A 7,756-nucleotide genomic window follows, 5' to 3' on the forward strand; every position below is an offset into this window, starting at 1 on the left:
TTTTATACAACAAGACCCGGCGTTTTGGTTTTTGGCGGGGTGTCTGGACCACCCCCCCCCGGCGGCCCGGGCCTGGTGCGGGCCACGACGTGTGGTGATCTCATTAGTTGTGTTGCCCGAGGGATCAGAGCTGCCAATCCATTCCCGACGTCATCCTGAGGTGCCCGCTGAGCCGCGCACTGCGCGGCGCTGCGGGCCTCGAAGGATGGGCCGCACGCCCGGTGGCCGCATCCTTCGAGGCGCGCTACGCGCGCCCCGCAGGATGACGGCTTTGGACTCGGCAGACTAAACGTGCTGGCCGCCGTTGATGTGAATCTCGGCGCCGTTCACGTAGGACGAGGTTTCGGTGCACAGCACGTAGATGATCTTGGCGACTTCGTCCGGTGTGCCGAGGCGGCGCATCGGGATGTCTTCCTGGACGATCTTCTCGGTGCCGGGCGACAGGATCGACGTGTCGATCTCACCGGGTGCGATCGAGTTGACGCGCACGCCGATCGGGCCGAAGTCCGACGCCATCTCGCGGGTCAGCGCCGCGAGCGCGGCCTTCGACGTCGCATAGGCGGCGCCGGCGAACGGATGCACGCGCGAGCCGGCAATCGAGGTGACATTCACCACCGAGCCCTTCGCCGCCTTGAGCTCTTCGATCAGTCCGCGCGCCATCATGATCGGCGCGAAGAAGTTGACGTGGAAGACGTGCTCCCATGTGTCCATCTCGGTGTCGATCGAGCCGAGCCGCTTGCCGCCCGCAGCCTTCGGCGAGATCGCCGCGTTGTTTACCAGCGCATGCACCAGCGCGCCGTCGAGCCGCTCGCGGATCTCGTCGATGCCGCGCAGCGTGTCGGCGCGGTCGCCGAGATTCATCTGGATATGATCCTCGGGCCCGGCGCCCCACGGGCACTCTTCCGGAAACGGATGCCGCGAGCAGGTGATCACCCGCCAGCCGGCGCTCGAAAACCGGATCGCCGTAGCGTGGCCGATGCCGCGGCTGGCGCCGGTCAGAATCATGGTCCGGCGCTGCGCATTGCCTTCAGGCGCGCGCTTCGGGATATCGAGACTCATGGATACAGCCTTGTCTTGGTCCAGGGGGCCGCCGGATTGTCCCGGCCGAATTCGATGCGGTCGTGCAGGCGGAACGGGCGGTCGTGCCAGAATTCGATCCGCGACGGCGTGATCCGCCAGCCGCTCCAGCCCCGCGGTCGCGGAACTTCGCCGACCAGATGCCGCGCTGCGACCTTGGCGATCGCTTGTTCGAAGGCGAAACGGCTCTCCAGCGGCTGCGACTGCTTGCTGGCCCAGGCGCCGATCTGCGCCTGCTTCGGCCGCGTGGCGAAATAGGCGTCGGCCTCCGCCTCGGTCACCGGCGCCACCGTGCCGCGGATGCGGACCTGCCGGCGCAGCGACTTCCAGTGGAACAGCAGCGCCGCCTTGGGATTGGCGGCGAGTTCGCGGCCCTTCTGGCTGGCGATGTGGCTGTAGAACACGAAGCCATCGTTATCGTAGCCCTTCATCAGCACCATGCGGACGTCCGGCAGCCCGTCGGGATCGACCGTGGCCAGCGCCATCGCGTTCGGATCGTTCGGCTCGGAGGCGGTCGCTTCCGCAAGCCATTCGGCGAACAGGCCAAACGGATTCTCCGCCGCGGTGAAATCACCGGACGTTAACTCACTGTGGTGTTTGATGGAGGTATCGCTCATGCGAGGGGATCCGACTTGTGCTTCACCGCGCTCCCGAACGCGACGGCGGCTCTGTATAGGCCAGACCTATATAGGGCACGGCGGTGCGTTGTCCTATCGACGATCGGCCGGTCCGCCGGACTGATAGTCATTCTAATGGGGGTGGGGCTCGGCGGCTGCAGCGTCGGCGGCAAGGAGTCGGCCTTTGCCCAAATGGACGGCACCGACCTCACGGGATCGATTGGCGCGTTGGCGCAATCCTCGGCCGATGGTCCCAGCGAGGCGGACCTGGCGCTTGCGCGCATCGCCGCGTCGGACGTTCTGACGAAGGGTGGCAAGGATTCGAGTCAGCCGTGGGAGAATCCCGCCACCGGTGCGCGCGGGTCCGTGACGCCGCTCGCGACCGCCTATACGACCGACGGCCGCTCCTGCCGCGACTTCCTCGCCAGTTACGTGAAGGAAGGGTCCGAGAGCTGGATGCAGGGCGCCGCCTGCCGCTCGGCACAGGGACATTGGGAAATCCGCTCGCTCAAGCCCTGGCGCCGCAGCTGACGGGGCCCGCGAAAGCGGCCCAAAGCAGTTGCAAAACAGACACAAACACCCCAGATGAAACTCGACTGGGCGTTCTGCCCATGGTTCGATTCCTGATTTCTGAAGGAGACGTGACGGATGCGCGACCCCTATGAGGTCCTGGGGGTGCAGCGGGACGCCAGCGCTGCGGCGATCAAAAGCGCCTATCGCAAGCTGGCCAAGAAGCATCACCCCGACGCGAACAAGAACGACCCGAAGGCCGCCGCCCGTTTCGCCGAGGTCAACTCCGCCAACGAGATTCTCGGCGACGAGGCCAAGCGCAAGCAATTCGACCGTGGCGAGATCGACGCCGAAGGCAAGCCGCGATTCCAGGGCTTTCCGGGCGGCGGCGCGCGCGGTGGTCGTGCCGGCGGCCCGGGCGGCGGTTTCGAGCAGTATAATTTCCGCAGCGGCGCCGGAGGTTTCGGCGGCGGCGGCGGCGGTGCCGGCTTCGAGGACATCCTGAATTCGATGTTCGGCGGCGCAGCCGGCATGCGCGGCGGCGCGCGTGGCGGCGGCGCGGGTTTCGACTTCGACAGCGGCGGCTTCGCCGCCGACCTCGACCAGAGCGTGACGATGACGGTGACGCTCGAAGAGGCCGCGAAAGGCTCCGAGAAACGCGTCCGGCTGCCGTCCGGCAAGGAACTCAACGTCAAGATTCCGGCCGGCGTCGGTCCGGGGCAGCAGATCCGGTTGAAGGGGCAGGGCGAAAGTGCGCCCGGCCATCGCCCGGGCGACCTGCTGATCACCGTCAACTACGCGCCGCACCCGTACTTCAAGGTCGACGGCAACGACCTGCGCCTCGAACTGCCGATCACGCTGTACGAAGCCGTGCTCGGCGCCAAGGTCCGCGCCCCGACGCTGACCGGCGCGATCGAGTTGTCGATCCCGAAGAACACCTCGAGCGGCCGCATCTTCCGGCTCAAGGGCAAAGGCCTGCCGAAGGCCGGCGCCGCGGGCGACCTCTTCGTCATCACCCGCATCGTCCTGCCCGACGGCCACGACGCCGAACTCGAAGCGCTGATGACCAAGTGGCGGGACAGCCACCCATATCATCCGCGCAGCGATCTGGGGTGATCCTCTTCGTCATTGCGAGGATCGAAGCGACGAAGCAATCCAGCACAGTGCACTGAGCTGGATTGCTTCGCTTCTCTCGCAATGACGGACGGTCGGGGCTCTTGTCTTACCTAAGCATTGACCTCCGCCACGAACGCATCGAGCAGCGCGTTGAAGCGGTCGGCCTGCTCCCATTGCGGCAGGTGGCCGGCGCCTTCGATCACCTGAACCTGGCCGCGCCAGAGCGTCGGCATCGTCAGTGTCTGGAAGTAGGTACCGTTGACGAGCTGCTCTTCGGCGCCGTGCAGCACCGCAAGCGGCTGCCTCAGGTTTGCCACAAGCTCGATTTCGTCCCGATAGCCGTCCGGTCCGATGCTGGCGGCGAGCTGGCCGCGCGCGCGGCCATCGGTCCGCAGCACATCCGCGACCATTTCCGGCGGCAGCTCGGCGACGCCCGGCCGAAACGCTGCGGCGACGTAAGCGCGCGCCTGCTCCTCGTTCAGCTCCGGCTGAAACGTGTAGGCCATCGCGGGGGTTGCGAGAAAAGCCTGCTCCATCGCGGGTGGAAAGGCGATCGGCGGTGTGCCGAAGATCGCAAAACCCTTGGCCTGCGGCAGATCCGGCGCAGCCTCCAGCACGATGTGTCCACCAAGACTCCAGCCGACGAACACCGCATCGAGCGCGCCGAGCTGAGCCGCCAACTCCCGCAGCATCGCCGCGTAGCCCGGCATCGTATAAGTCGCCGCCGGATCAGCAGCGTCCGCCGACTCGCCATGCCCCGGCAGGTCCGGCACCAGCAGCCGATACTTGGCGCCGAGCGCGCCGTTCAACTGCCGCGCGAACGCGCGCGACGAGGCCGAATTGCCGTGGACGATCACGACCGTCGGTCCGCTGCCGGCGGATTGGCGGTAGGCGATCCGCCCGGCGGACGTTTCGATAGACTGGGCCTGCATACTGGTACCTCTTCACCACTATGGCGGTGATAAAATACCAAAGAGGTATCCAGGGGAAGTCTCAGCCTTGCGACACAATGGGTAAGGAGGGCTGAAGGGGCGACCTCGGTCGGGGGATCAGCGCAACCCCGGCCAAGGCCGCCTGCGTCGATCGGCGGATCGGACGCAGTCAAAGCATCGTGATTCGGTCGGACGACAGTGAGGCGCGGCGATGTTGGAATCCGCGATTATCAATGTCGAAATTTGGACGGCGTCGGCCAGCCGAACTAATCGTTAACTAACCGCCCGCCTTCTCCGCCTGAGCATAAACCTGCCTGGCCACCTGGCTCAGCCGATCCTTGTCGGTCGGCCCGGCCAGCACATAGCCGACGCCGCGATCAGCCCAGAACAATGCGCCGTCGCGCGCATCGCTGGCGTAGCGCATCTGCGCCGCATCGGTGTTGGCGCGCGACGTGTACAGCGTGAAGCGTTCGCCATTGGCGCTTTCGTACATCAGGAACGCGGCCGGCGCGTCGGGCCCGGGCAGCAGCCGGCCGCCGACGAGCTTCAGGCCACTGGCCTCCAGCTCCGGCGCCGTCACCGTGTAGCCGACGCGCTTCGACAGCCATTGCTGCAGATGCGCGCGCTCCGAGGCCTCGACCTCGACCGGGTGACGCACCTCGACGACATACAGCCGATGGGCATCGAGCGCATCGACCGTGAAGCTGCGGAAGGTGCTCGGAGTCGTGGCAGCGCCGCGCGCGAGCCAGCCCGTGCCGCCGCCGATGATGAAGGCCGCCAGCGTCGCGGCGATCGCGCCGGCGAGCCAGCGCCGTGGCGGCGCCGCGCTGAGCCGGTCGAGTTGCAGCCGCGCCGGCACCGGCTCGTCGAGCACGCGGTCGTAGCGCGCGTGCAACGCCTCGGCCATCGCCTGCCATGATCGCACCCGCTCGGCATCCGCCGGATGGGCCGCCAGCCACGCCTCGACATCGCCACGCCGCTCGGCCGGCAACTCGCCGTCCACATACGCGTGCAGCTCGTCCTCGGTGACGGGGATCTGGGGCTCAGTCATGGTCGCAACTCTTAAGCGTTAAAACATGATCAGCGTCATCCTGAGGTGCCGTCGCGCAGCGACGGCCTCGAAAGATGGACCAAGAAGACGTGGCGCATCCTTCGAGGCTCGCCGCGAGCGGCGAGCACCTCAGGATGACGGCCGCGACGCGTAGTTGTCCCATCATCATCACTTCACCCGTTTCAGCATCGGCCGCTCGCCGTCGAGGCTGGCGCGGATATGGGCGCGGGCGCGGGCCAAGCGGGACATTACGGTGCCGATCGGCACGCCCTGGATCTCCGCGACCTCGCGATAGCTCAGCCCTTCCAGCACCACCAGCAGCAGCGCGGCCCGCTGCTCCTCGACCAGCGTCGCCAGCGCACGGGCGATGTCGTCGCCCTCGGCCTCGGTGCCGCTGGCATCGGCGCTGGTGTCGGTCAGTGGCATCAAGGTCGGACGCCGCGCCAGCGTGCGCCGGCGGTTGCGATTGAGGTTGGTCAGGATGGTGTAGAGCCAGCTGCGCAGATCGCCGCCGAGAAATAGCTTCTCGGAGCGCAGCGCCCGGACCAGCGTGTCCTGCACCAAATCGTCGGCGATATCGGTGTCGCGCGCCAGCGCCCGGGCGTAGCGCCGCAGGGCCGGGATCATCGCTTCGACGCCGTCTCGGAAGTCGTTCATCGCTCGCCCGTGGCCGCTCCGCCCCGGCTTGGTTCTGCACGCCGGTCCGACCATCATAACACCGCGCGAGGCCGCCTATTCCGGCGCGTCGAATTGCGTCAAATGGCTGAATTTGCTTGCGAACATTCGGGCTGTACCCGGCCGGGGCGGTGGTGTAGGTCGGGGCTTCCATTCAAGTCGAGAGGAAGTGACATGGCGACTGGTTCGGGCCTGATGCAGGGCAAGCGGGGTGTCATCCTCGGCGTGGCCAATAACCGTTCGATCGCCTATGGCATCGCCAAGGCCTGCCGCGAGCAGGGCGCCGAAGTCGCGCTGACCTATCAGGGCGATGCGCTGAAGAAGCGCGTCGAGCCGCTTGCCGCCGAACTCGGCGGTCTGGTGCTCGGCCATTGCGATGTCACCGACGCGGCGACGATCGATGCGGTGTTCGACGTGCTGAAGGAGAAGTGGGGCAAGATCGACTTCGTCGTCCACGCCATCGCGTTCGCCGACAAGGACGAACTCGATGGTCGCTATATCGACACCTCGGAGGCCAATTTCTCCAAGTCGATGCTGATCTCATGCTACTCGCTGACCGCGATCGCGCAACGCGCCGAGAAGCTGATGACCGACGGCGGCTCGATTATCACGCTGACCTATTACGGCGCCGAGAAGTGGATGCCGCATTACAATGTGATGGGTGTCGCCAAAGCGGCGTTGGAGGCCAGCGTGCGCTACCTCGCCGCCGACCTCGGCGAAAAGGCGATTCGCGTGAATGCTATCTCGGCAGGCCCGATCAAGACGCTGGCCGCATCGGGCATCGGCGACTTCCGCTACATCCTGAAATGGAACGAATATAACGCGCCGCTGCGTCGCACGGTGTCGATCGAGGAGGTCGGCGACAGCGCGTTGTACTTCCTGTCCGACCTGTCGCGCGGCGTCACCGGCGAGGTCCATCACGTCGATGCCGGCTATCACGTCGTCGGTATGAAAAACCCCGACGCCCCGGACATCTCGCTCGGCGGCAAGGACTAACAGGTACTGCGTCGTCATCCTGAGGCGCGCGTCCTCGGGACGCGCCTCGAAGGATGCGGCCCCGCCCGCCGTCGCCCTTCGAGGCTCGCTGCGCTCGCACCTCAGGGTGACGGCTTCCGCATAGGCTGATCATGCCCACCATCTACTTCATCCGCCACGGCGAGACCGACTGGAACGCCACCGGGCGCTATCAGGGGACGCAGGACATCCCGCTCAACGACAAGGGGCGAGGGCAGGCGAGTGCTGCGGGGCGGCTGCTCGGCAACGTGCTGACGCGCGAGAGGCGCGACGCAGCGGTGCTGTCCTATGTGGCGAGCCCGCTCGGCCGCGCCCGCGTCACCATGGAACTGGTCCGCAGCGCCCTCGGCCTGCCGGCGCAGGGATATGCGACCGACGAGCGGCTGCGCGAAATCACCTACGGGGCCTGGGAAGGCTTCACGGTCGAGCAGATGCAGGCCTCGGACGCGGAGGTTTACGCCGCGCGCCATGCCGACCGCTGGAACGTCGCGCCGCTCCGCGGGGAGAGCTACGCCGATCGGTATCCGTTCATCGCCGATTGGCTGTCCTCGGTGACCGCCGACACCGTCGCGGTCGGCCATGTCGGCACCTGCCGCATGCTGATGGTCGCCTGCGGCGTCAAAACCTCGACGACGGCGCTGGAAGGTCTGATCCTTCAGGGGTCGGTCTATGTCTTCCGCGATGGCGGGATGGAGATCGTGAGCTAGGCGCCAAACCCTCTCCCCTTGTGGGAGAGGGTGGCTTCGCGCAGCGAAGTCGGATGA

At 66.7% G+C, this 7,756-nt stretch carries 9 protein-coding genes; 4 read left to right on the forward strand and 5 right to left on the reverse strand.

Annotation, left to right across the window (positions count from 1 at the left end; all coding sequences use genetic code 11):
* Nucleotides 1-285 precede the first annotated feature (285 nt).
* Together ACOJTD_RS01585 and pdxH are read right to left on the reverse strand one after the other, a co-directional pair.
* Entirely contained in the window at nt 286-1,059 is a 774-nt protein-coding gene (locus ACOJTD_RS01585) for an SDR family NAD(P)-dependent oxidoreductase (RefSeq protein ID WP_420131190.1), read from the reverse strand.
* On the reverse strand, nt 1,056-1,694 hold the full coding sequence (gene pdxH, locus ACOJTD_RS01590) for a pyridoxamine 5'-phosphate oxidase (protein ID WP_420131191.1): 639 nt from the start codon (nt 1,692-1,694) through the stop codon (nt 1,056-1,058). Before pdxH ends, ACOJTD_RS01585 begins: the two co-directional genes overlap by 4 nt.
* A 135-nt stretch (nt 1,695-1,829) precedes the next feature.
* Here pdxH and ACOJTD_RS01595 point away from each other — a divergent pair, with 135 nt between their 5' ends.
* Nucleotides 1,830-2,225, forward strand: a complete 396-nt coding sequence (locus ACOJTD_RS01595) for an RT0821/Lpp0805 family surface protein (protein ID WP_420131192.1) — start codon at nt 1,830-1,832, stop codon at nt 2,223-2,225.
* Between the two features lie 117 nt (nt 2,226-2,342).
* A complete protein-coding gene (locus ACOJTD_RS01600) occupies nt 2,343-3,320 on the forward strand; it encodes a DnaJ C-terminal domain-containing protein (RefSeq protein WP_420131193.1) in 978 nt (325 codons plus the stop codon).
* A gap of 110 nt (nt 3,321-3,430) precedes the next feature.
* Here the strand turns inward: ACOJTD_RS01600 and ACOJTD_RS01605 are convergent, their stop codons facing one another.
* The 3 genes from ACOJTD_RS01605 to ACOJTD_RS01615 form a co-directional block, all read right to left on the reverse strand.
* Entirely contained in the window at nt 3,431-4,252 is an 822-nt protein-coding gene (locus ACOJTD_RS01605; protein WP_420131194.1) for an alpha/beta fold hydrolase, read from the reverse strand.
* Nucleotides 4,253-4,529: 277 nt separating this feature from the next.
* Complete coding sequence (locus ACOJTD_RS01610; protein WP_420131195.1) at nt 4,530-5,303, reverse strand: anti-sigma factor family protein; 774 nt, start codon at nt 5,301-5,303, stop codon at nt 4,530-4,532.
* A gap of 168 nt (nt 5,304-5,471) precedes the next feature.
* Nucleotides 5,472-5,960 (reverse strand): sigma-70 family RNA polymerase sigma factor, encoded by a 489-nt coding sequence (locus tag ACOJTD_RS01615; protein ID WP_420131196.1) that lies wholly within the window; start codon nt 5,958-5,960, stop codon nt 5,472-5,474.
* Nucleotides 5,961-6,152: 192 nt separating this feature from the next.
* On the opposite strand from ACOJTD_RS01615, the gene fabI reads away from it, so the two are divergent.
* Nucleotides 6,153-6,974, forward strand: coding sequence for an enoyl-ACP reductase FabI (gene fabI / locus ACOJTD_RS01620; RefSeq protein WP_420131197.1), 822 nt, complete (start codon nt 6,153-6,155; stop codon nt 6,972-6,974).
* Nucleotides 6,975-7,105: 131 nt separating this feature from the next.
* Nucleotides 7,106-7,699 carry a histidine phosphatase family protein gene (locus ACOJTD_RS01625; RefSeq protein WP_420131198.1) on the forward strand — a complete coding sequence of 198 codons (594 nt, stop codon included), beginning with the start codon at nt 7,106-7,108 and terminating at the stop codon, nt 7,697-7,699.
* Nucleotides 7,700-7,756 lie beyond the last annotated feature (57 nt).

Source organism: Rhodopseudomonas sp. (assembly GCF_048594845.1).
Classification (GTDB): domain Bacteria; phylum Pseudomonadota; class Alphaproteobacteria; order Rhizobiales; family Xanthobacteraceae; genus Rhodopseudomonas.

Excerpts from the sequence above, each read along its gene's own strand:
- ACOJTD_RS01585 (WP_420131190.1), bottom strand. The coding sequence starts at position 1,059 with ATGAGTCTCGATATCCCGAAGCGCGCGCCTGAAGGCAATGCGCAGCGC.
- pdxH (WP_420131191.1), bottom strand. The coding sequence starts at position 1,694 with ATGAGCGATACCTCCATCAAACACCACAGTGAGTTAACGTCCGGTGAT.
- ACOJTD_RS01595 (WP_420131192.1), top strand. The coding sequence starts at position 1,830 with ATGGGGGTGGGGCTCGGCGGCTGCAGCGTCGGCGGCAAGGAGTCGGCC.
- ACOJTD_RS01600 (WP_420131193.1), top strand. The coding sequence starts at position 2,343 with ATGCGCGACCCCTATGAGGTCCTGGGGGTGCAGCGGGACGCCAGCGCT.
- ACOJTD_RS01605 (WP_420131194.1), bottom strand. The coding sequence starts at position 4,252 with ATGCAGGCCCAGTCTATCGAAACGTCCGCCGGGCGGATCGCCTACCGC.
- ACOJTD_RS01610 (WP_420131195.1), bottom strand. The coding sequence starts at position 5,303 with ATGACTGAGCCCCAGATCCCCGTCACCGAGGACGAGCTGCACGCGTAT.
- ACOJTD_RS01615 (WP_420131196.1), bottom strand. The coding sequence starts at position 5,960 with ATGAACGACTTCCGAGACGGCGTCGAAGCGATGATCCCGGCCCTGCGG.
- fabI (WP_420131197.1), top strand. The coding sequence starts at position 6,153 with ATGGCGACTGGTTCGGGCCTGATGCAGGGCAAGCGGGGTGTCATCCTC.
- ACOJTD_RS01625 (WP_420131198.1), top strand. The coding sequence starts at position 7,106 with ATGCCCACCATCTACTTCATCCGCCACGGCGAGACCGACTGGAACGCC.